At 44.7% G+C, this 23,442-nt stretch carries 21 protein-coding genes; 20 read left to right on the top strand and 1 reads right to left on the bottom strand.

What is annotated here, in order from left to right; genetic code table 11:
- The first annotated feature begins 53 nt into the window (after positions 1 to 53).
- From HHL16_RS01975 to HHL16_RS01880, 20 genes are read left to right on the top strand one after another with little or no spacing between them, the layout of a single operon-like run.
- Complete coding sequence (locus tag HHL16_RS01975; RefSeq protein ID WP_169423463.1) at positions 54 to 725, top strand: polysaccharide biosynthesis/export family protein; 672 nt, start codon at positions 54 to 56, stop codon at positions 723 to 725.
- Positions 726 to 751: 26 nt separating this feature from the next.
- Positions 752 to 3,166: a tyrosine-protein kinase gene (locus HHL16_RS01970; RefSeq protein WP_169423462.1), complete on the top strand. Its 2,415-nt coding sequence runs from the start codon at positions 752 to 754 to the stop codon at positions 3,164 to 3,166.
- Positions 3,167 to 3,197: 31 nt separating this feature from the next.
- Positions 3,198 to 3,929: a glycosyl transferase family 2 gene (locus HHL16_RS01965; RefSeq protein WP_169423461.1), complete on the top strand. Its 732-nt coding sequence runs from the start codon at positions 3,198 to 3,200 to the stop codon at positions 3,927 to 3,929.
- Entirely contained in the window at positions 3,930 to 4,976 is a 1,047-nt protein-coding gene (locus HHL16_RS01960; RefSeq protein WP_169423460.1) for an N-acetylneuraminate synthase family protein, read from the top strand. It begins immediately after the preceding gene.
- Positions 4,969 to 5,586, top strand: coding sequence for a DapH/DapD/GlmU-related protein (locus HHL16_RS01955; protein ID WP_169423459.1), 618 nt, complete (start codon positions 4,969 to 4,971; stop codon positions 5,584 to 5,586). The genes HHL16_RS01960 and HHL16_RS01955 overlap by 8 nt, the downstream gene beginning before the upstream one ends.
- Positions 5,567 to 6,094: an HAD hydrolase family protein gene (locus HHL16_RS01950; RefSeq protein ID WP_169423458.1), complete on the top strand. Its 528-nt coding sequence runs from the start codon at positions 5,567 to 5,569 to the stop codon at positions 6,092 to 6,094. Before HHL16_RS01955 ends, HHL16_RS01950 begins: the two co-directional genes overlap by 20 nt.
- Complete coding sequence (locus tag HHL16_RS01945) at positions 6,084 to 7,895, top strand: hypothetical protein (protein WP_169423457.1); 1,812 nt, start codon at positions 6,084 to 6,086, stop codon at positions 7,893 to 7,895. The genes HHL16_RS01950 and HHL16_RS01945 overlap by 11 nt, the downstream gene beginning before the upstream one ends.
- A 4-nt stretch (positions 7,896 to 7,899) precedes the next feature.
- Positions 7,900 to 9,324 (top strand): oligosaccharide flippase family protein, encoded by a 1,425-nt coding sequence (locus HHL16_RS01940; protein ID WP_169423456.1) that lies wholly within the window; start codon positions 7,900 to 7,902, stop codon positions 9,322 to 9,324.
- Positions 9,321 to 9,941, top strand: coding sequence for an imidazole glycerol phosphate synthase subunit HisH (gene hisH, locus HHL16_RS01935; RefSeq protein ID WP_169423455.1), 621 nt, complete (start codon positions 9,321 to 9,323; stop codon positions 9,939 to 9,941). The genes HHL16_RS01940 and hisH overlap by 4 nt, the downstream gene beginning before the upstream one ends.
- Positions 9,941 to 10,726, top strand: coding sequence for an AglZ/HisF2 family acetamidino modification protein (locus HHL16_RS01930; protein ID WP_169423454.1), 786 nt, complete (start codon positions 9,941 to 9,943; stop codon positions 10,724 to 10,726). The genes hisH and HHL16_RS01930 overlap by 1 nt, the downstream gene beginning before the upstream one ends.
- Positions 10,727 to 10,762: 36 nt before the next feature.
- A complete protein-coding gene (locus HHL16_RS01925) occupies positions 10,763 to 11,938 on the top strand; it encodes an N-acetyl sugar amidotransferase (protein ID WP_277349332.1) in 1,176 nt (391 codons plus the stop codon).
- Positions 11,938 to 12,951 carry a Gfo/Idh/MocA family oxidoreductase gene (locus HHL16_RS01920; RefSeq protein ID WP_169423452.1) on the top strand — a complete coding sequence of 338 codons (1,014 nt, stop codon included), beginning with the start codon at positions 11,938 to 11,940 and terminating at the stop codon, positions 12,949 to 12,951. The genes HHL16_RS01925 and HHL16_RS01920 overlap by 1 nt, the downstream gene beginning before the upstream one ends.
- The gene (locus HHL16_RS01915; protein WP_169423451.1) at positions 12,935 to 13,408 is read left to right on the top strand and encodes an acyltransferase; all 474 of its coding nucleotides are present in this window, start codon (positions 12,935 to 12,937) and stop codon (positions 13,406 to 13,408) included. Before HHL16_RS01920 ends, HHL16_RS01915 begins: the two co-directional genes overlap by 17 nt.
- Positions 13,409 to 13,423: 15 nt before the next feature.
- Positions 13,424 to 14,524 (top strand): DegT/DnrJ/EryC1/StrS family aminotransferase, encoded by a 1,101-nt coding sequence (locus HHL16_RS01910; protein WP_169423450.1) that lies wholly within the window; start codon positions 13,424 to 13,426, stop codon positions 14,522 to 14,524.
- Positions 14,525 to 14,527: 3 nt separating this feature from the next.
- On the top strand, positions 14,528 to 15,676 hold the full coding sequence (locus HHL16_RS01905) for a glycosyltransferase family 4 protein (RefSeq protein ID WP_169423449.1): 1,149 nt from the start codon (positions 14,528 to 14,530) through the stop codon (positions 15,674 to 15,676).
- Positions 15,673 to 16,842 carry a glycosyltransferase family 4 protein gene (locus tag HHL16_RS01900; RefSeq protein WP_169423448.1) on the top strand — a complete coding sequence of 390 codons (1,170 nt, stop codon included), beginning with the start codon at positions 15,673 to 15,675 and terminating at the stop codon, positions 16,840 to 16,842. Before HHL16_RS01905 ends, HHL16_RS01900 begins: the two co-directional genes overlap by 4 nt.
- A complete protein-coding gene (locus HHL16_RS01895) occupies positions 16,805 to 17,605 on the top strand; it encodes an FkbM family methyltransferase (RefSeq protein ID WP_169423447.1) in 801 nt (266 codons plus the stop codon). Before HHL16_RS01900 ends, HHL16_RS01895 begins: the two co-directional genes overlap by 38 nt.
- Before the next feature lie 29 nt (positions 17,606 to 17,634).
- The gene (locus HHL16_RS01890) at positions 17,635 to 20,415 is read left to right on the top strand and encodes a hypothetical protein (RefSeq protein WP_169423446.1); all 2,781 of its coding nucleotides are present in this window, start codon (positions 17,635 to 17,637) and stop codon (positions 20,413 to 20,415) included.
- Between the two features lie 12 nt (positions 20,416 to 20,427).
- Positions 20,428 to 21,099, top strand: coding sequence for a methyltransferase domain-containing protein (locus HHL16_RS01885; RefSeq protein WP_169423445.1), 672 nt, complete (start codon positions 20,428 to 20,430; stop codon positions 21,097 to 21,099).
- Positions 21,100 to 21,118: 19 nt separating this feature from the next.
- Complete coding sequence (locus tag HHL16_RS01880; protein WP_169423444.1) at positions 21,119 to 22,201, top strand: glycosyltransferase family 4 protein; 1,083 nt, start codon at positions 21,119 to 21,121, stop codon at positions 22,199 to 22,201.
- Here the strand turns inward: HHL16_RS01880 and HHL16_RS01875 are convergent.
- Complete coding sequence (locus HHL16_RS01875; RefSeq protein WP_169423443.1) at positions 22,116 to 23,429, bottom strand: O-antigen ligase family protein; 1,314 nt, start codon at positions 23,427 to 23,429, stop codon at positions 22,116 to 22,118. The genes HHL16_RS01880 and HHL16_RS01875 overlap by 86 nt on opposite strands.
- Between the last annotated feature and the right edge of the window lie 13 nt (positions 23,430 to 23,442).

Genomic DNA, 23,442 nt, shown 5'->3' with positions numbered 1-23,442 from the left:
CCGAACAATCCATATACTTCAGGAATGTGAATGATAGTGTTCTGAGGAAAACTGTGGTTCAATATGAACCACGTATTCAGAAGGGAGATATACTTTACATAGTGGTGAATACGGCCAACGAGTCTTCTGCTCTTTTGCTGAATCAGCCCAACTTTTACGGCGCATCCAGCTCTGCCGGTGCTTCCAGCTCTTCTTCCGGAAATACAATTACAGGTTATCTGGTAGATGATAACGGTACTATCATTTTTCCGCTCATAGGCAAACTGAATGTAGCCGGAATGACCAAAGCGGCACTTACTGATACTATCACCAACAAGGTAAAGCAGATTGCTGTCGATGCGATCGTTTCCGTGAGACTGCTGAATTACCGGGTAACTGTGCTCGGGGAAGTGGCCAAACCCGGCACTTATTCAATCCCCAGTGAAAGGGTCACCATTCTCGATGCGATCGGCCTTGCAGGAGATCTCACTGTTTTTGGAAAACGGAATAATATTAAAATAATGAGGGAGACGGATGGTAAAAGAGAAATGGGTACACTTGATCTGAACAATGGTGATATTTTCTCATCTCCTTATTATTTTCTTCGTCAGAACGATATAGTGTATGTTGAAATGAACAGCCGTAAGATGCAGAATGCAGACCAGACCAATGTAAGAAACCTTTCATTGGGACTAGGTATCATCTCTGCAGTGTCTCTGATAATTACTACAATAACCAGGTTCTAATTGAAGGTGTAAAAGTTTCAGCCAGCATGAAATCAGAAAAAAATCCGGAAATTTTCGAGGACAGTAACCTGGAAAAGTCTGCACAGGTAATCAGTGTTAAAGAGATTGCATTTAAATACTTCCATTATTGGTGGCTTTTTATCCTTTTTCTGGCAGTTGCAGTCTTAGCCGCATGGCTTCATTTGCGCTATACCACACCCATGTACAAAGTTGCTTCCACTCTTTTGATCAGGAACGACAACAATGTTCGTCCAGGTGGTCAGCAGGATGCCATGTTGATGGGTATGATGCAAATGCAGAGCAGCAATAAGCAGAATGAGATCGAGATATTGAAGTCGAGAGCCATGATGGCCCGCGTTGTACGTGTGCTCAATTTGAATGTGCAATATTATGTGCTGGGGAATGTAAAAACCACCAACATCTATAAGGAAGCACCTTTCGAAATTGATGTTCGTGAAATGACGGACAGTTCAAGAGGATTTTCCTATGAGATCCATCTTTCGAGCAAGAATACTTTCAAGGTAGGAACAGATCCGAAGGAGCGGTATTTTGGAGAAGTGCTTTCCATGCCCGAAGGGAAATTCGTGATACAGCTAAATAATTCGAGATACTCCAGTCTTACATACCAAACTTATGTAGTTTCTTATGTTCCGGAATACCTCGCTGCCATCAGCTTCGAGGGAGGATTGCAGGTGAAACCGGCAAATGATCAATCGAATGTTCTGGAGCTCACCTATGTTACAGACAATCCGAGAATGGGCGCAGACATTCTCAATGCCCTGATGCTTGAGTACAATCGCGCTGCCATCGAGGATAAGAATGAGACCAACAAAAAGATCATCGCTTTCCTGGACGATCGCTTAAGATTGGTTGAAACACAGTTGGGTAATGTGGAGAAAGACCTGCAGCAGTTCAAAACCTCACAGGAGGTGATAGACCTGCCTGCACAGTCTGCTTTCTATATGGAAAATCTCGGGGATATGCGCAAGTCCCTGCAAGAGCAGGAGATCAGTCTGCGTGTAGCTCAGTTGCTGGAAAATTATGTACAGAATCCAGCAAACCGTAACGACCTGGTGCCTTCGACACTTGGCCTCGAAGACCCCACCTTGCTTGACCTCGTTGGAGGGTATAATAAGCTGGTGATGGACAAAAAGGCACAGCTGCAAACCGGCGCCACAGCTGGTAACCCTGTAGTGCAGAATCTCGATGCCAATATCGAGGATGCAAGACTCAAGATCATCCGCAATCTGGATAATATCAAGAAATCGTATCTCGGTACTATTGCCGCACTCAGCGAACAGAATAAGGGTCTTCAAACCAAGCTCTCCTCCATTCCTGAAAAGGAAAAACAAGCCCGTGAAAAAACACGTCAGCAGGAGATCAAACAGACGCTCTATCTCTATCTGCTCCAAAAGAAAGAGGAATCTTCCATAGCCCTGGCGTCTACCATTTCCAGTGCAAGAGTAGTAGACAATGCGTTGAGTATCGGAAGTAAGATCAGTCCCAAAAGGATCCAGATCTATACCATCGCATTGCTGGCAGGTCTGTTGATACCGATCCTTATCATTTATCTTGTCGATCTTCTGAACGATAAGGTAACTGTAAGATCTGATATCACTTCTGTAACCAATGCACCGGTTCTGGCCGAGATAGGCCATAGCGAAAATGATAAAGTGCTGCTCTTTCCCCAGAAATCGCGAAGCGTTGTGGCAGAGCAGCTGAGAATACTGCGAAGTAACCTGAATTTTGTACTGGGCGACAGATTCGCGAAGCCTGCGATTCTTGTCACCTCTTCATTTAGTGGAGAGGGCAAGTCGTTCATCTCTACAAACCTTGGAGCTACGCTGGCACTTTCAGGAAAACGTACAGTGATCCTCGAATTCGACTTGCGTAAACCCAAGATCGTAGAAGGTCTGGGCCTTGCCAAAGGTCATGGACAAGGTCTTACGAATTATATAATCGGAGGCGCCAGTCTCGATCAGCTGGTTCAACGTGTTCCTCAGGTAGAGAACCTTTTTGTGATCTCCTGCGGACCTGTACCTCCAAACCCGTCCGAAATTTTGCTGGATCCACGCGTGGCTGAATTATTCAAATGGTTGAAAGAAAACTTTGATGCAGTAATCATCGATACGGCGCCGATCGGACTGGTGAGTGATGCCGTAACGCTGAGCCAGTACGTGGATTCTACACTATATGTGCTTCGCCAACGTTATACTTTCAAGCGTCAGCTTAATTTCATTGACGAACTGTACCGTCAACGTAAATTACCACGCATGGGTCTGCTGGTGAATGATGTGAAAGTGTCTGGTGTGAAAGGGTATTATGGATATGGTGCGGAGAAATATGGCTATGGTTACGGATATGGAATTACTGATGGATACTATGATGATTCCAATGCCGGTCTCTGGAAAAAATTAAAGCGTAAGGTTTTTGGCAAATAATATTGTAGAAGGGGGTAATACTGCATTTTTTATGCAGGCCCGTACAGGTTCAACCAGGCTACCCAAAAAAATGTTGCTTCCCTTTTTCGGGGGAAAGACCATCGTTCAGCTTCTGATTGAACGGCTGCAGGAAAACTTCGGTAATATTCCGCTTTACCTGCTTACTACCACCAATCCGGGCGACGATGTACTGATAGACTCCGTTAAAGACTATCCCAATCTGCATACTTTCCGGGGCGACGAGCAAAATGTGCTCAAGCGGTTCACCGATGCCGGAAAAGAATTTGGTGTAGAGAATATTATCAGGGTTTGTGCAGACAATCCATTCATATTGCCCGAGTTCATTCGGGATTTGCTGAAAGAAACTGATAACGGAAATGACTATACGAGTTTCTCATTTGAGCAAACTCCCGTGATCAAATGCCATTTTGGGTTCTTTACCGAAATGGTTAAACTTACTGCCCTGGAGAAAGTCCGTACAATGACCAGTGAGCAGCTATATCAGGAGCATGTCACCAATTATCTTTATACGAATCCCGGATCATTCCGGATTCATCTGATCGATAAGTCGCGTGAACTGGATCCCTTCAGAAATTTCAGATTGACCATCGATACCGGCAAGGATTTTGAGATAGCCGGCTTCATATACAAAGAGCTCGCAGAAAACAATGAGCTTTCAGTAAATGGCCTTTTGAAAATAGCACAACAATATCCTCACTTGTTGCAGGAAATGAAAACCCAGCAGCTAATAAATCAAAAATAAATGAGCAGCACCTACATTATTGGAGAGATAGGGCAGAACCACAATGGTTCAGTTGATATTGCCAAACTGATCATCGATATGGTAGCAAGGCCCATTCAGGAAGACCTTTTCGGATTGAAACTGGCTCCTATGGATGCCATCAAGCTCACCAAAAGAGATCTTAATGAAGAATTGTCTGCTTCGCAGATGAACAGGATTTATGATAGTCCGCACTCATTCGGCAGAACCTATGGAGAACACCGTGAAAAACTCGAACTGAATGATGAAGAACATTTCGAGCTATACAAATATGCAAAAGGCCATGGGTTCGACTTCGTAGAGACCCTCTGCGCAATAGGTTGTCTTTCCATGCTGAAGCTGTTTACTCCCGACAGGCTGAAAGTTGCCAGCCGCGATCTTACCAATCTGCCCTTGCTGGCAGCAATGGCAGAAACCAAAGTACCTATTATCCTTTCTACCGGCATGGCTGGTAAACAGGAGCTGGAAGATGCACTGGAAGTGATCTCCAGGTATCATAGCAATATTTCCATCCTGCACTGTGTTTCGGAATACCCCACCAAGCCGCAGAATGTGAACCTGAATACCATCAATTACCTGAAGAAACATTACCCGCAATACACAATTGGATTCTCCGATCATACCATCGGCATTGCTACTCCGTTGGCCGCCGTGGCCATGGGAGCAGAAATGATCGAAAAACATATTACACTCGACAGAAGAATGAAAGGCACCGATCAGGCCGGTTCACTCGGCCCCGATGGTGTAAACAGAATGGTTCGTGATATCAGGGTTCTGGAAATGTCTTTCGGAAAAGAAGACCTCTATATCGAACCTTCTGTTGAACAGGCCAGAACAAAACTGGAAAGATCCATCGCTACAAAACGTGCAATGAAAAAAGGCGAAGTGATCACCGAAACTGATATTCATCTGCTGTCGCCGGGAGATGGTTTCAAATGGAGAGACAGACATTTGGTTCTCGGTAAGAAGCTTTCTGCTGATATTGAAAAAGACGAACTGGTGTACAACAATATCATCGCAGATGCCTGAGCTTAGCCTGAACAACTTCAACAAAGAAGTTTCCAGCTGGTTCGGTAAATCAATTATCCCTGCTCCGTCGACGGACCTGGATAAAAAGGATTTCGGACAGGTGATGGATGTTTTCAGCACTGACTACAAAAGATATTTTCAAACCGAAGAGATCCTGATCGAAAATATCCTCAGAAGGCTTGAGCTCTGTGGTATACTGATGTATCGGGTTGCCAACAGATTGTTTCTTGAACATGGCGACGAACAGAATGCAGAGCGATATTCCAACCTCGGCAGGTTCATTGCTGGTTTCGAGATATACTATTCAGCCAGTATCGGAGAAGGACTGAAGATCAATCATGGACTTGGTTCGGTTATTGGTGCCCGTTGTCGAATAGGCAACAATGCCCTCCTGCATCAGGGAATTACGCTGGGTGACAGGAAAGGACAAAGGCCGGTATTGGGAGATTCCGTTACCGTATATGCAGGCGCCAAAATACTGGGAGGTATCCATATCGGAGACCATTCCATTATCGGAGCCAATTGTGTTTGTATGACCGATGCCCCCCCACATAGTGTGGTGGTTGGTATACCGGGAAAAATCCTAAAGCATGAGCAGCAAACTACCTAAACTGGTACTTACAGATATCGATGGCGTTTGGACAGACGGTGGCATGTTCTACGACCAAACAGGTAACGAATGGAAAAAATTCAATACCTCCGATAGTGCAGGAGTTCTGTTTCTTCATAAACTGAACATACCTGTAGGCATAATCACCGGAGAAAATACCGCTATCGTTGAAAGAAGGGCTGCCAAACTTAAGATCGATTACCTGTTTCAGGGAATCTCAGATAAGGTTGCTGTTGCCAGTAAACTTTGTGAAGAACTGAATATCACCATGGATGATATCGCATATATTGGTGATGATCTTGGTGATCTGTTGTTACTGAAGAAGGTAGGATTCAGCAGCGCACCATCCAATGCTCCTCAATATATCAAAGATCATGTTCATTATGTGACTTCAAAAGCTGGTGGAGATGGCGCCTTCAGAGAGTTTGTTGAATACATCCTTGCACAGGAATACTCCATCGAGGAACTGGTGAACAATCTTACTCAAGAGGGGAAGCATGCCAAATAGATCTCTGCTGATAAATATTTCAGGAGATGCTGCATTCATAGATCGTGTAGTGAAAGAACAGAAGGATGCCTCTTTCCTGCTTCTTGATATTGCTGGTGTTACGCCTCCCGAAGTTAATTACCAACGGGTATTTGCAAGGGAGCTCGATGAAGATCATCAGATAGAGAAAGAAGCAATAGAAAACTATGTGCAGTCTATCGGTGAGTTAAGTACCAGCCGGATCAGGGGTAAAAGTATCAGGGAATATGCCATTGGCTCTCTACCCGTTTTCTGGGTAACCGATATTGCACAAAAGCACCCTTTCCATCACTGGGGTCTGTCTCTTTTCTTCTTACTGCAACTCGCAGAGAAAAAAGAAGAATTCTTCAGGGAGTTTGATCAGATCACCATCATATCCACACTGGATAGCCAGGGGATACAGAAAATAATCAGCAGCCTGCGACTCTTTCAGGATAAAGACCTGAAAATTCGTGCGCTGAAAGAGAAGTCAGGTTCAGGATTTCCTGGTCTGGCAAAACAAACACTGCTCTTTCTCAGAAACTATGGCGCTGCCTTGTTGAGAAAATGGAAGAGCGGGTCCGGCAAACTGGAGGCATCTGAGCTGATCCAGGTCAGCATCAACAGAAATGGAATGAAACGCAGCCCGCTGATGCCGTTCCTCAACAATTACCTGAGTTCTAAAGGAACACTTGCCTACATAAATCCTGCTGATGCATTTTGGGGTGAACACGGAAATGATAATCATGCAAAGAATGTGCTTCATTATATGCCTGGTCCCTTTTCTGCCCTGGGGATATGTATGAGCATATGGTATCAGTTTATTTTCTTACTGAAGAAGGATAGTAAGCAAACCGATCATTTTCTGCAGGCTGCCGCTATGAGAGAAATGGTAACAGGCCTGCAACAGATAGAGCTTTTCTTCTATCATCAATGGCTGGTGAATGTATTCGCCGGTGTTGTTTCTTCAACCAGGGTTTTTTACGAAGATGAGCTGTATAAGACCGGTCGGGTGATCTCCCATGCCCTCGGGCAGAGCGCATCGCCGGTGAAGAGTTTCGGATATCAGCATGGGAATATAGCACTGAATCACACGGTTTACTGGGTGGGAAAATCTGAACTCAGGTCCTTGTCTTCATCCGGGAAAGATGAACTTCCTTTTCCCCACTATTTCCTCATATGGGGCGATCATTTCAGAAAGCAGTTGCTGAAGCCCGGTGGCCTCGATCAGGAAAAACTGATTGTTACTGGCAGTTTGCAGCATATCATCAGCAGATCAAAATGGTTGGGCAGTAAAACTGCCGAGACCTCAAAAGATTTTACTTTGCTTTGGTGCACCACTTCGGCAACACTGGCAAAGTTTGAATATTCGATCATAGTAGATGAATTGCGCAGGAATCCCCGGTGGAAAATAGTTGTACGGATGCACCCACATCTGAACATCAGGCAGGAAATGGAACAAATGCTGGATACTGAACTGCTGCCGGCTTTTTCCTGGAATAATACCGATGGACTTGCCTTACAGGTAACCAATTCAAGTCTGGTAGTTTGCAGCGCACATAGTTCCGTGTATCTCGACTGTATCAATCTTGATGTGCCAACTGTGAGGATCTTTACACCATTTATGTTCCCCGATACGATGGGTGTAAACTCTACCGTTCTTTTCAATGTTTCCAATGCTGCAGAGTTTTCTGCAGCCATTCATAAATTATCAGATGACCAACTGTCTGAAGGCGCCGATGCTTCCGATGTGATCTACAATAAAGATCTGAGCAAATGGGATTCTGTTCTGGCGATGAAATAGAGATATGCTGAAGAAAATCATCTCCCATTCATTTGTTTACGCTGTAGCACCACAGGTATCCCGGATCGTATCCATTTTTATCCTGCCTTTGCTCACCAAACATCTGACGCCTCTCGACTATGGTGTTTCTGCATCCATCCTGGTGTATACCGGGCTGTTCTCAGGTATTAAAGACCTGGGTATTACTGTTCTGCTTGTCAATGCCTTCTACCACCACCCCCAAACCTGGAAACTGAGATGGAGGATATTCTATGGCTATCTGTTGGCCTGGGCGCCTCTGCTGTTTCTGGTGCAATTTATTTTCATACTGTTCGTTTGTCCTAAAGAGGTGCAGTCTCATGTGATCGGGATCGGTTTGCTTACCAGTTTACAGATACTTTTGTTTGATCATACCATTCTGATAGGATTCCGCTACCTGCATGTGATCAAAAGGAACGTGGCCTATCTGGGGATTGCATCCGTTGCTTCGGGATTAACAATCGTTGTCTGCAATTACATCACCATTGTGCATATGAAAATGGGATACATGGGATGGTTCTGGTCTACCTTCATCGGAACCGCCGTTTCCTTTTTGTTCTATTGCAAACCTGTTTTCGCAGACCTGAAGCTTAAACCGGTTTTTTATAAGAGTAAAGAATTCTTCCGGAGACAAATGCGGGTGTCGCTGCCGATGATCCCTCATAATTATTCCACGTATCTGCTCAATTCATCAGACAGATTGGTGATGCGCTGGTATAATCTTGATATCAATAATATCGGGGTATACAACCTGGCATCCACCTTCGGTAATTATTTTGAAGTGATCGGAAGCTCTATGGGATTTGCCGTAAGCCCGTTCATCAATGATCTGCTGGCAGAAAAGAAAATGGAAGCAGAGCTCCGCCTTCGGAAACTGATCTATTTGTTCCAGGCAGTATTTCTGCTGGGCTCAATACTGGTCTGCCTCTGGCTGAAAGAAGTATTCCACTTTCTCATCAGGAATACTGAACTTCAGGCAGGTTACTCCCTCGCCATCATTGTTATAATGGGATATTGCTACAGGCCCATGTACTGGGGAAGCATCAACAGACTGATATTTTACAAGCTCACCGGAAAATTGTGGAGGATCTCTTTCATAGCAGGCCTGTTGAATATTGTACTCAATCTGATATTCATCCCGATATATGGGTACACGGCTTCGGTATACATTACATTTGTATCGCTGATATTTCTTGGTTTCTCAGGTTATTACCTGCCTGAATTCAAAAAGATCAGTTCGGTGAATTATCGCCCGCTTGCCTGGATATTGATCATCTCTGTTTCTACCTGCATCGTTTTCCTTTGCAAAGACCTTCCTGTATCTTACAGGTTGATGATAACAGGTAGCATTCTGGCAGCGATGGTTATTGCACTCATTAAATACAGGAGCCTGATAAATCTTAATAAATGATCGTTATCATTGACTATGGGGTGGGTAATCTCACATCCATCAAAAATATGATCAAGAAGGCAGGGGCTGAAGCTGTGATTTCCGGCGATCCCGCGGTGATCGAAAAAGCTTCCAAGTTCATATTGCCAGGTATTGGCGCCTTTGATCATGGCATGCAGCATTTGCGCAGCGCCCCGTATTTCGATATCCTCAATAAGCGGGTACTTGATGAGAAAGTACCGGTGCTCGGCGTTTGCCTGGGTGTACAACTCTTCACGGAAAGCAGTGAAGAAGGAGTGCTGCCGGGCCTCGGTTGGATAAAAGGGAAAGTGGTGAAGTTCCGTCAGGAGAAAATGACCGATAGTGCGCTCAAGGTTCCGCATATGGGCTGGACTGATGTTACCGTGCAGAAAGATTCCAGGTTGTTCAGGGATATGCACGAAGATCCCAGATTCTACTTTGTTCATTCATACCACCTGCTCTGCGATGATCCTTCCGATGTACTGGTAAATGCAGATTACGGATATGATTTTGCAGCAGGAGTGGAAAAGGATAACATTGTTGGTACACAATTCCATCCGGAGAAAAGCCACAAATTCGGATTGAAGATTTATGAGAATTTCTTAAAATATTATTGATGCGCCGCGTAAGAGTGATCCCAACTTTGTTATTGAAAAATGGCGGATTGGTTAAGTCCGTCCGCTTTCACCAACACAAGTATGTAGGCGACCCCATCAACGCCGTTAAGATCTTCAACGAAAAAGAAGTTGATGAGCTGGTGCTGCTCGATATCACGGCTTCTCAGGAAAAACGTGCACCCAATATCAGACAGATCAGCGAAATTGTGAGTGAAGCATTCATGCCCGTTGCATATGGCGGTGGCATCACTACCATCGAACAGGTGAAAGCCATCCTGTACGAAGGAGTGGAGAAAGTTGTGTTCAATCACAGTGCCATCACCCAACCTGCACTGATAACGGAAGCTGCCAGGCAATTCGGAAGCTCCAGTGTGGTGGTATCTGTGGATGTAAGTAAAAACTGGTTGGGAAAATATCGGGTTTATACACTTAATGGCACGAAGAATGCAGGAGTGGACCCGGTTTCTTTTGTGCAATCCATGGTCAATGCCGGAGCAGGTGAGATATTCCTCAACTCTATTGATCGGGATGGCACTTTTGAAGGATATGATACAGACTTATTGAAGCAGGTAACTGCTGCAGTGGATGTTCCGGTGATCGCATGCGGCGGAGCAGCCTCCGTGCATGATTTCAGAAAGGCAGTTGAACTGGGCGGGGCATCCGCACTGGCTGCCGGCAGCATGTTCGTTTTTCAGCAACCCCACAGGGCTGTGCTGATCACTTACCCTTCGCAGAAAGAACTGAAGAAGGAAGTATTTGAACCACTGGCCGGAAGAAACCGATAACCCTACTTTTTCAGAATTCAAATAATAAACAGACCGATGGTTTTGTCAGAGAAAGATCCCCGATATAAGCAGTGCTCCCTGACTGTTATGGACAATATTGCCGATCCCGGTATCCACTTCGATGAGAATGGTGTAAGCAATTATGTTCATGAGTTCAACCAGGCCTTCAGGAAAAGGGTATTCCAGGGAGAGCAGGGAAAGAAACTGATCGAGAAAAAGATCAAAGAGATCAAAAAGGATGGAGAGGGAAAACAATATGATTGCATCGTTGGAGTAAGTGGTGGAGTGGACAGTACTTATGTTGCATATCTCGCCAAACAATATAACCTCAGGCCGCTGGTGGTGCATTTCGATAATGGCTGGAATTCTGAACTGGCTGTAAAAAATATCGAGAACATCATTACTACGCTTGGTTACGAACTGTATACCTATGTGATCAACTGGGATGAGTTCAGAGACCTGCAGCGCGCCTTCTTCAAGGCAGGTGTGGTAGATATCGAACTGCTTACAGATCATGCCATCATTTCCACCCTGTACAAACTTGCACGTCAATACAAGATCCACTATATCCTTGCTGGTAACAATATCGTTACAGAGAATATTCTGCCTAAAGCATGGATCTGGGATAAATCGGACTGGCTGAATATTAAAACCATACATAACCAGTATGGCAATACGAAACTGAAGACCTTCCCCCATATGAGCTTTTGGAGGAACCTCATCAATACTTACTTCTTCAAACTGGAAAGCATTCATATACTCGATTATTTCCCTTACAACAAACAGGAAGTGAAGGAAGTGATCAAGAAGGAACTCGGATGGCGCGATTATGGCGGCAAACATTATGAGTCGATCTTCACCCGATTCTACCAGGCATACGTACTGCCAGTAAAATTTGGCATCGATAAAAGAAAGGCGCATTTGTCTACGCTGATCTGTTCTGGTCAGATAACAAAGGCGCAGGCAGAAGAGGAATTGAAAGAGCCGCTTTACGAGCCTTCTAAACTTAAAGAGGATAAAGAGTTTGTGCTTAAAAAGCTCGGCTTTTCCGAACAGGAGTTCGATCAACTGATGAACGACAAGCCTGTTCCACATCAGTCCTATGCCAATTACAACGGAAGGCACTGGAAATACTATTTTAAATTACTGGATTCTACAAGATCCTTCAGGAGAAAATATTTTAGTAAGGTAAAACCACAACTCAATCCTTAATGAAAAAGTTGAATTTCGCAATTATCGGTTGCGGCCGAATCGCACAACGGCATGCCGAACATATCAACAATACGGGTAAACTGGTGGCTGTTTGCGATGTAGATAAAGCAGCAGCTGATGCACTGGCCGCTAAATATGGTGTTACGGCTTATACAGATGCAGGAGAAATGCTGGCGAAAGAGAAAAGTATCGATGTAGTTTCCATCTGCTCTCCCAACGGTCTTCATACCGAACATACACTGCTGGCACTCAAGGCCGGCACCCACGTACTCTGCGAAAAGCCAATGGCACTCTCCGTATCGGATGCAGGCAGAATGATCGATGCGGCTGAAAAGGCCAATCGCAGATTATTCATTGTAAAGCAGAACAGGTTCAACCCTCCTGTTATGGAAGTGAAGAAGATCATTGATGAAGGTAAACTCGGTAAGATCTTCAGCGTTCAGCTGAATTGCTTCTGGAACCGTAACGATCAATACTATTCCACTTCTGCATGGAAAGGCACCAAAAAGCTGGATGGAGGCACACTCTTCACTCAGTTCAGCCATTTCATAGATCTGCTCTACTGGTTGATCGGTGATGTAAAAAATGCACATTCCTTCATCTCCAATAAAGCACACGACAATGTAATCGAATTTGAAGATTGTGGTGTGGCAACTGTTGAATTCCATAACGGCGTGATCGGTACCATCAATTATACCGTAAACAGTTTCGGAAAGAATATGGAAGGTTCTCTTACCATCTTTGGAGAAAAAGGAACTGTAAAGATCGGTGGCCAGTATCTCAATGAGCTTGAGTACCAGAATATCGAAGGCCATAAGATCGAGAACCTGCCTCCCGGTAACCCACCCAACAACTATGGTCAGTATGTGGGGTCCATGTCGAATCACGACCAGGTTTATCAGAACATACACGAAGTACTGAATAACAATGGCATCATTGCCACCAATGGTTATGAAGGCATGAAAACGGTTGAGATCATCGATAAAATCTATTCCAATGCCAGGAACATTTGAGCCGAACAAAAAGCAGATCGGTATCAGGGATGTTAAGTTCGGAGAAAATGTAACCGTAGTAGAGCCCGTAAACTTATATGGTTGCGAAATCGGGCAGCATACGTTTATCGGCCCCTTCGTTGAAATTCAGAAAAGCGTTACCATCGGAGAACATTGCAAAGTGCAGTCGCATACATTCATCTGCGAACTGGTAACTATCGGCAGCCATTGCTTCATCGGCCATGGTGTGATGTTCATCAACGACCTGTTTGCGAAAGGCGGTCCTGCGGGCGGTGATAAGAATCTCTGGAAAGAAACAAAGATCGGCAATAATGTATCGATCGGTTCCAATGCCACTATCCTCCCGGTGGAGATCTGCGATAATGTGGTGATCGGAGCCGGTGCAGTAGTTACAAAGAATATCAGCAAACCAGGAAAATATGCGGGAAATCCCGCCAAACTGATAGCAGCCTTATAAAATAATACTTATACAATGACTATTCCTTTCGTTGATCTGTATGCGCAATATCTTTCCATCAAGCCCGATATTGACGCCGCTATTGAAACAACCATCAAGAACAGCAGCTATATCGGTGGCCGTGTGGTAACGGATTTTGAAGAGAAGTTCGCTGCATGGGTCGGAGCCAAATATTGCATTGCAGCCGGAAACGGTACAGATACATTGGAAATATTGCTGAAAGCATATGGAATAGGAGCTGGTGATGAAGTGATCATCCCTTCCCATTCGTGGGTATCCACTGCAGAAACAGTGGTGAATGTAGGTGGTATACCGGTATTCGTTGATACCGATGCAAGATTGTACACCCTGGATGTTGATCAGATCGAAAAGAAGATCACTCCCCGTACCAAAGCCATCATCCCTGTTCATCTTTTTGGCCTTCCCGCTGAAATGGACAGAATCATGGAGATCGCCAACAAACACAATCTGATTGTGATCGAAGATTGCGCCCAGTGCCATGGTGCAGAATACAAAGGAAAAAGAACCGGCACTTTTGGTAATGCAGCCAGCTTCAGTTTCTACCCCGGAAAAAATCTCGGCGCATACGGTGATGCAGGATGCATTGTTACCAACGATGAGAATATAGCAAAGACCTGCCGCATGATCGCCAATCATGGTCAGCTTAAAAAACATGATCATCAGATTGCAGGAAGGAATAGCCGCCTCGATGGACTTCAGGCTGCCATCCTCACTGCCAAATTGAAATATCTCGATAAATGGACAGAAGCACGCATCGCCAATGCGGCTTATTACAATGAACTTTTCAAGGATTCTGTGGTGATTACGCCCGTGATCCCTGAACATAGCAGGCATGTATTCCATCTCTATGTTGTACAGGTGAACAACCGTAGCCAGGTGCAGGAAGTCCTCAAAGAAGCAGGCATTGAGACTGCTGTTCATTATCCCGTTCCGATGCCTGCAATGCCGGCATTCAGGGAATACCTCAATGGCAGCGGATCCTATGATGTAAATGAAGGGTATAAAGACAAACTGCTGTCGCTTCCCATGTTCCCGGAGCTCACTCAAGAGCAGATGCAATTTGTGGCCAGCAAGGTTTTATCTATTGCAAACTAGTGTATGATCAAAGGGATTTATCTGTTACCTGAGAATGATTGCCTCAAGCCCGCCAGCGGGCCCAACAGGCATTATGTAGAAGGATTGAAAGAACTGCAAAGGCATTTCGAAGTAAAGCCTGTCCATATTTTTGAAGACGCTGCACCCGAAGTTGCCGATACAGCACAGCCCAAACCTGCAAAGAGCCAGTCACTGAAATCAAAGCTGCTTAAATGGGGTTTATTCGGTTCGCTCAGAGATATCAAGTTCTTTCTGAAAAACCATTACAGGTTCTTCAAATACTATAAAAAGATAAAAGCGGAAAAGCCCGATTTCATTTTTGAAAGGGCGGCTTACCTCAATTATAACGGTCTTCTGATCAGCAAAATGCTGAAGATCCCTCACTTTTATGAAGTGAATGGATTAATGGCAGAAGAAATGAAGAGCTTCTACAGATCATGGATGCTGCCTCTTGCCCGGTATGTGCAAAGACAGACCCTGCAAAGATCTACGTTTTGTTTCTGCGTAGGCGATCTGGGCAAGCACCTTCGGATGAGAACAAACAATCACAAGGCTATTCAGAATGGTATCGAAACAGAGTTCATAGAGCAATTTACGGGTACACAGAAATCTGTGAATGGTGTTATCAAACTGGTTTGGGTAGGAAAGGCCATGGTGCACCACCGCCTCGATCTTTTCGTTGACGCACTGAAACAGTTGCGCCACCCTGAAAAGATCGAAGTATACTTCATCGGCGAAAGAGTGCAGGAATACCTGAGTGACGCTGTTCCGGCCAACATTAAAACGCATTACCTCGGGCCAATTCTTCACGAAGAGTTGCCTCCCGTGCTGGAGAAAATGCATGTTGGTATCGTTCCATTTATCCTTGAGTTCGGAAGCAACCTGAAGCTCTTTCTGTATGGAGCTTCCAGACAACTTATCATTGCTCCCAAAGTAGAAAATATCGGAAAGGTTTTCAATGAAGAGGAGATTCTCTATTTTGATCAGTACGATACCAAACAAATGGCCGCCAGAATAGACCAGGTTGTAGAACAGCCGGCCTTGCTTCAACAATACTCCGAAAGGATATATGATAAAGTAAGTGATAAATACACCTGGCAAAAGATCTACACAGAAATTGCAGAGGATATCAAAAAATACTTGCCCCGGTGAAACTAGCCCTGCTTACTGATGGCCTTTTCCCGCTGGTTGTAGGAGGGATGCAAAGGCATTCCACCCATCTTCTTAAATACCTGTCTTTAGAAGGTGTTTCAACAACCGTGTATCACGTTAATCCATATGCGAAACGCGTATCCGAGCTGGGGCTTTCAGCAGACCAGCTTACCAATATCGAATTTGTAGAGATAAAGCAACCTGCGGCGTACAAGTTCCCCGGGCATTATGTCTATGAGCAATATCTCTATTCCAAAAAACTGTATCAGGAGTTTGAGAAAAGAAAGGTGCCGGAGATCCTTTATGCACAGGGATTCTCTGCCTGGTACCTGCTCAACAGAAAGAATTCCCTTCCTCCGGGAACAAAACTGATATTGAATTTTCACGGGCTGGAAATGTTTCAGCAGGCAGCCACCTTTCGCTCCAAACTGGAGCAATACCTGTTGCGTCCTTTCGTAAAAGGCAATTTGAGAAGGGCTGATTTTGTAATCACCAATGGCGGCATACAAACCGAGATCCTCCGTAAGATCGGCATAAGAGAAGAGCAACTCATTGTTGCACCCATTGCCATTGAAAAGAACTGGCTCCGCCAAAGTCCACTACCGGAGAATACTATACGAAAATTCCTCTTCGTAGGAAGATATGAAAGAAGGCGGGGTATCGAAGAGTTGCATAAGGCGCTGGCTTCCCTGCTGACCAAACGGAACGATTTCGAATTCCATTTCGTTTGTCCGGTACCCGAACAGATCAGAATACTAAACAACAATAATATTATTTATCATGGCAGGGTATCAGATGAAGAACTGATGCACCTGATGACCACCTGCGACGTACTGGTGAACCCAAGCTTTGCTGAAGGGATGAGTTATGTAAACCTTGAAGCAATGGCCTCGGGCATGAGCATTATTGCCAGCAATGTGGGGGCAATTGCCATGAGCGTTAATCAGAAAAACGGATGGTTGATAGAACCTGGAAATATTGTACAACTTGAAAGGACATTAGATGAAGCCCTCGATCTTCCGGCATCGGGGCTTAAAGAGAAGAAATTAAGAGCTTTTGAAACAGTACGGGATCATTTTATCTGGGATAAAGTAATTCAAAATCTGATAAAGGAACTTAATACTTTTCATGAAAAAAACAATCAAGAACATCCTCAAGAGACTTGATATCTTTTATGAAGTGAAATTCTCTCCTTTTACTCAATGGTACCTCGAACAACGGAATCCATCGCTCAAAAAACAAAGAGCGTTCGACAGGCAGTTCTTTTCAGAACTGTTGGGTACCAATAATCAACTCATATTCGATATCGGCGCAAATCAGGGACACAAAACGCATATCTTCCGCAAACTGAGCAAAAAAGTGGTTTCGGTAGACCCTGATGATACCAACTTCGCCATCCTCAATATCAGGTTCAAAAAGAACCCGGATATCACTATCATCAAAAAGGCCGTAGATGCCAGCAATGGCGAATCCGTTCTTTACATTACCGAGGAAGGAAGTGGTCTCAATACCATGAGCAATAAATGGAAAGATGCGCTGAGCAATACAGAAGAAAGCAGGTGGGAGCATGCTATCGAATACAACAAAAAGGTTACGGTAAACACCATAACCATGGGCGACCTGATTAGAGCATTCGGAACTCCTGATTTTATCAAAGTAGATGTGGAAGGTTTTGAGAAGAATGTAATAAGCGGCATCGATACACCTGTTCCACTGATCAGCTTCGAATGCAACCTGCCGGAGTTCTACAGCGAATCTCTTTGGTGCGTCGACCACCTGCATTCGCTGGACAACTCATATCTTTTCAACGCTTTTGACGAAAAGACATGGGTGTTCAATGATTTCATCACTTACGATCAGTTCAGGAACTGGTTTGTGAATGAAAATCAAAAACGTTATTTCGAGATTTTTGCCAAAAGGTCAAAATAGAAATGGTCTCTCCGTACACCGATTGAATTATGATGAAATCCGCCTATACAATATTTTTCGTTCTGCTGATCTCACCTTTGCTGCTGCCGGCTCAGAAGCCTGCGGCATATTACACTTTCGATGAAACTACTTTACTGAAAGATGTGATAGGGGGAAATTCGTTAAATCAGGATATGTATTCCTGCAGTCTTCAAACTACGGGTTCCGTTTCGGGAAAAGGCGTGAGTTCCGACAATGACAACTGTATTCTGGTATCTAATTTTTTCAGGAACGGAACAGGAGCGAGAGCCTTTACCATAGAGTTCCTTTTTCGCGGGAAACAATTTCTCTACCTCAGTTTTCCGGTATTCAACCTCAAGATTGGCTTTCAATATGCTTTCTGTGATTTCAATACAGTAAGTGCTTCGGCCAAAGACGAATGGCGCATCCCGCTGAATGGATCCGGGATAGGCAGTTACGATTACTGGGCCGATGGGAACTGGCATCATGCCGTATTCAAAGCGGATGCAGCCGCCGGTACAAAAGAGATCTGGATCGACGGTCAAACAATTCCGGCATTCAAAAAAGATAAATTGCCCCGCTCCAATTTTGTATTCGACAGGAGTGATGGCTTCAAATGGGTGAAAGGGCTGGACGAGGTAGCTTTCTACAACGCTGCACTTTCCGACGATATGATCCGTCAGCATGCAAATGAAATAAAAGCAGGTGGGCATTACACTTTCATCAGAAATACTAAAGTACCAGACAGGGTTGCTGTAGAAAGTGAGACAGCGAATAAAACTATCAACACACCGCAGTCGGTAGACGTCAAAGAATTCGCGCCGGGTTATCCCAATTATTCTGTGCAGGCTACCGACCAACTGAAAGCTTTTGCTTTGCCAAGATTCCCTGAAAAGAATCCAATGAACAGGAATTTCCCCTGGCTTGATATCAGTTATCTGCATAGAGAACTTCCCGGAAACGGTGGAAAAGGATTTGGAAAACTGAATCCGCAAAAAGCAGTGGAAATGGTAGACGAAATGGCCAGCAACTGGAATTACTATATTGAAGTTCCTTGTCTCCGTCAGGATTCAGCCAGTGCAGCAGCTACATACCGTGATCCATCATCACTGGCAGGTTCGCTGGTACGTTATGCCAATGCACATCCGGAATTGCCACTGTCCACTATCATACTGCAGGCGCAGAACAGGCCTGTACATGCAGGCTTCGATCGGAATTTGCCATATGTAAGTGCACAGGATCTTCCTGATAACTATTACCTGCGTGGCAGTAATGGCAAGCCTGTAAAGGAACAGAACAGAAAATGGCTGAGTCCGTTGATGCCGATGGATGTGATCCAAAAAGATGCGCTTACTGCTCAGTTCTATCTCCGCCAGCTGACCCATGTATTGAAAAGGCCTATCGATATCATCAATGAAAATGGTGAGGTATTCGGGCACACAAGGCCGGAATCCCTGCTGCAATCAGATCCGGCAGTGAAAGCGCACATGCTGCGCACCGGATATTCTGCTTCACGATACAGTGGCTGGTTCCTCAACAAACTCGATTCAACCTATCGCGCAACAATACAGGGTTACCCGCCTCTCAGAAGATCCAGCTTTTCTTTCTACAATGTAACAGCTGTGAACAGTATGTACTGGCCTGACTATGCAATAAGAAAAAATGTGAACAGCGCTTTCAATAATATCAATTACTCCACGCCGGATTTCTATCCGGGCACACCCCGCAACTGGAGACTGGCTGCAGGCTCTAACAACGGGTATGGTGCGCTTGCAGAGGGAAGGCAGAAGGAGATGGCCATGGGAGTAACACTCTTCTCTCCATTCATAAGCGCCGGCTGGGGCAAAGAAACAGACAATGTGAGACCAGCCCAATGGCTGGGACTGCTGAAGTCGATGATGATGCTGGGTGCAGATTTTTATTATGTGGGCTATTTCAATGTAACAGGTCCCAATGGCTGGCCTGATGGTGCTGGTCCCAATGATCCGAGAGGATATGTGTACCAGGTAGCAATGCCTGTTTATGCGCAGGAGACTGCTGCAAGAGCCTTCGAGTTTATTTCGAAGGGCACTTTGCTCGATCCGCAGAAAGGGAAAGATCGCGCTTATACTTTCAGGTTAGATGGACAAAAAGAAAATCAGCTGATCATGGCCAGGCAGCTTGGCAAACGTTATCTCATCTATGGAAGTGTACAGCCAAATTCCAATCTGATGGGTAATGGACAGGTAGAAGAAAGTACCAGTATCAGAATTGGTAACCAAACCATTCGTTTCAATATCCGCAGACAGGGCAGTGTATACGTGCTCGATCTGTCGGGAGCATCACCGGTATTTTACCAGCTGGATAGCTGGCATCAGTATGAGCATCCTTATTTCTGGAAGCAGGATTTTGAGATTGAAGCAGAGAACCCGGATAATATCAATACGCCCGGAAACAATCTGATAGGTACGGAAACGGGAAAGAGCAACTATGATTTCACCAGTTTCACATCGTATATAAAAACCAGTTCAATTCCCGACAGGGTATCCTACCGTTTTATTCCACGTAAACCGGGAAGTTTGTACTGCTATGTGAGAGCAAGAGCTAATGGCAGTTCAACATTGCCTATTCAGATCAGTGGAGGAAATAATATGCGGGCATCAGTTGCGGTATCCGGCAAACAGTGGAAATGGTATCGTGTGGATCTGGGTGGTAATTACAAATGGCAGGTGCAAGAAGGACAGCAACAAACACTGGAGATCAGAAGAACTGCTGCCAGCATAGAGGTCGACAAGATCATGATCACAAATAATTCTCAGATTCCCTTATAAACAACTACTAAAATGAATGCTTCTAACCCGGTAAAATTGAACCTGGGCTGCGGACTGCAAGTTCCGCAGGGATGGGTGAATATCGATAGCTCAATGGGAGTAAGACTGGCTAAGATGCCCGTGCTCCGCAGCATGTTGTCGCTCATTCCAACTTCTTCAAAATGGTTACCCAATAAGGAATGGTCTTCCAATGTGAAATGGATGAATATCACCAGACCATTCTCATATGCTGATAATTCTGTGGATGTAGTGTACTCTTCTCACACAATTGAGCACCTGACCTATGAAGAAGCTAAGTTCGTTTTCAATGAAAGCATGAGGGTTCTCAGGCCCGGTGGCGTGATCCGCATTATTGTTCCGGATTTTGGGGAGATAGTTCAAACCTATCTCGAGGAGCAAAAGAAGGATCCCGCATTGGCTGCAAAGAAATTTCTGACGGATACTTTTTATTTCGAGATCCCTATTCCCAATACATTTTCCGGACTGTTCAAGTTCTATTTCAAAAGAAAAAATAATCACTATTTCCTGTACGATAAACCGGGTTTGCAACACCAGTTGGAAAATGCAGGTTTCAGGAATATTTCATTTAAGGCATGGGGTGAGAGCGCCATTCCGAACATCAGTGAAATAGATATACCTGAAAGGTTCAACAGGGCCATTTGTATAGAGGCTGTAAAACCATAAATTGTTGCGATAAGGAGTTATGAAGATTTTGTTCCTGTATGCAGAGCTGGCAGATTATACCATAGCCTGCCTGAAAGCATTGAAGAAACGCGATGTCGAAATTATGGTGCTTCACTTCCCTGTAAATCCGGAAGCGCCTTTCAGGTTCGATTTTACGGAGATAGGGCATTTCAAATGCGTGAATGATTTCTCTACCTACAAGGATTTCATTCAGGCTATCAGAAAATTTGATCCTGCCGTTATTGTTTGTGGCGGATGGCAAAATAAATGGTATCTGCGTGCCTGTTTCAGATTCAGAGACAGGTTGAATATTCTCACGCTCGACAATCACTGGAACAATAGCCTGCAGCAAAAGATATTAAGGATATTATCGCCCTTCACCCTTAAGTTCCTGTTCAGGAAACTATGGGTGCCGGGCGAGCATCAGATTCAGTATGCAGAAAAACTCTCCTTCAGAAGGGATCAGATAATCGAAGGTTTTTATTGCTGCGATACAGATCGTTTCAACCAATTGTTTGATAAGAACAGAGCTGCCAAAGCGCAGCAATTCCCTAAGAGGATCCTCTGTGTTGCCCGGTATATTCCTGTGAAGAATTATCCATTTCTCTGGAGTGCCTTCATTCGTTTCAGAGAACAATATGGAAGTGATTGGGAGCTTTGGTGTGCTGGAACCGGAGAACAGTTCGATGAAAGAATAGAGCACCCGGCCATTAAGCACCTGGGCTTTGTACAAAAGGAGGAGTGGGAGAAAGTGATTGCCAATACCGGAGTATTTGTACTGGCCAGCCTTTCAGAGCCATGGGGAGTGGTGGTGCAGGAGTTTGCGGCAGCAGGTTATCCTTTATTGCTGAGTAGCGAAGTTGGGGCAGCATCGGGCTTTCTGAATGCTGATAACGGATTTTCCTTTCATCCGGAAAAGGAAGAAGAGCTGGTGGAATTATTCAGAAAAGTTGCCGGCATGACAGATGCAGAACTGAACCTGATGGGGAATAACAGCCACAATCATGCACAACGCATCACTCCATATACATGGGCTGACGCGCTGCTGAAAGCTGCTGCTGGTAGCGGGTCTGGATCTGTTTCCAGGTTACATAGTAAATAAAGAAGAAAAGGAAGAACCCGATATTTACGTAGTTGCCGTTTCTGATCAGACAAAGTAGTATGTAGACTGCAATGGAATAATTGATAGCCCCCAGGCGTTTCAATCCAGGTGTTATCATTTTTCGTTTGCTGGCAAAGAATTTGAAAAAGGCGAACAGGAAGAGCAGCAATCCCGTGAGGCCGGTTTCTGAGAGTAGCCGCAGGAATTTTGAGTTGGCGTCCTGCTGATTCTGAGCCCCGTACCGTTTAAGATATACGCTTGGAAAATACTCGAGAAAGGTTTCACGGTAGATCAGCGGATGCGCACCCAATCCCGAACCGAACAATGGGTTCTTGATAAATGAATCCCTTGATACGATAAAATTTGAATAGAGTGCAAAGGTACTCGCATTGGACTCGCCTGCTTTATCTGGTTGCATTTCGGAACTGAAGAATAACTCATAGGTATCGTTGAATCTTACATTCAACAGGCTTACATTCTCGATAAGCTGATTGATCAGCAGAAAAGCAGGGATAATAATGATGGGCACTAATGCCAGCCGGTTCTTCTTGAGGCTGAAGAAATTATTGATATGCAGCGCCAGAATGAAACCTGCAACCAGCCCCGTTACTGCAATGGAAGAATAGGTGATCAGGTAACAGATCATGATTACCAGAAATCGATTCCTGTTTTTGGTCCATGCTTCCTGAAAATAGATCAGGTTGTACACAACTGCAGGGGCGAGCGCTACCGCCAGATAGAAGGGCTCACCCATTATAGAGAATTCGCGGTGCAGGAGACCACCGGAAGCGAGATTGGTAGTTATGTGAATACCTGCAATGTGAAGGATATTGTCAAATACCCCGAATAACGCTACCCAATAGGCGAATCGCAGATAGTAATTGAATATGCGGACAATATCGAACCGGAAAACGTACAGAACATTATAGGATACGAAAGATGTGAACAGGATACCGAAAACCTGTTTTATATATTCGAAGCCCAGCATGTCGCGGTACATCAATACACCAAACCCGGTGATGAAAATAGTGAAGATGCCCCAGTTGAACCACCTTGGAGGCATTACGATATGTCCCTTCTTTATCAGCATCACTATAAGGAAGATGAGAAAGATGGGATAATAATAGTAGAAATCGAAAACGAATGCACCCCGTATCGCTTTATCAAGGAATACGGAGAAGATGCAAAGCATGGCCCAAAACTCAAGTACCGAAGTTCTTTTTTTCATTTAAGGATTTCTT

The sequence above is a fragment of the Pseudoflavitalea sp. G-6-1-2 genome, from assembly GCF_012927185.1.
Lineage (GTDB): Bacteria > Bacteroidota > Bacteroidia > Chitinophagales > Chitinophagaceae > Pseudobacter.
The sequence above is the reverse complement of the archived record's forward strand: the minus strand, read 5'-3'. Positions and strand labels throughout refer to the sequence as shown.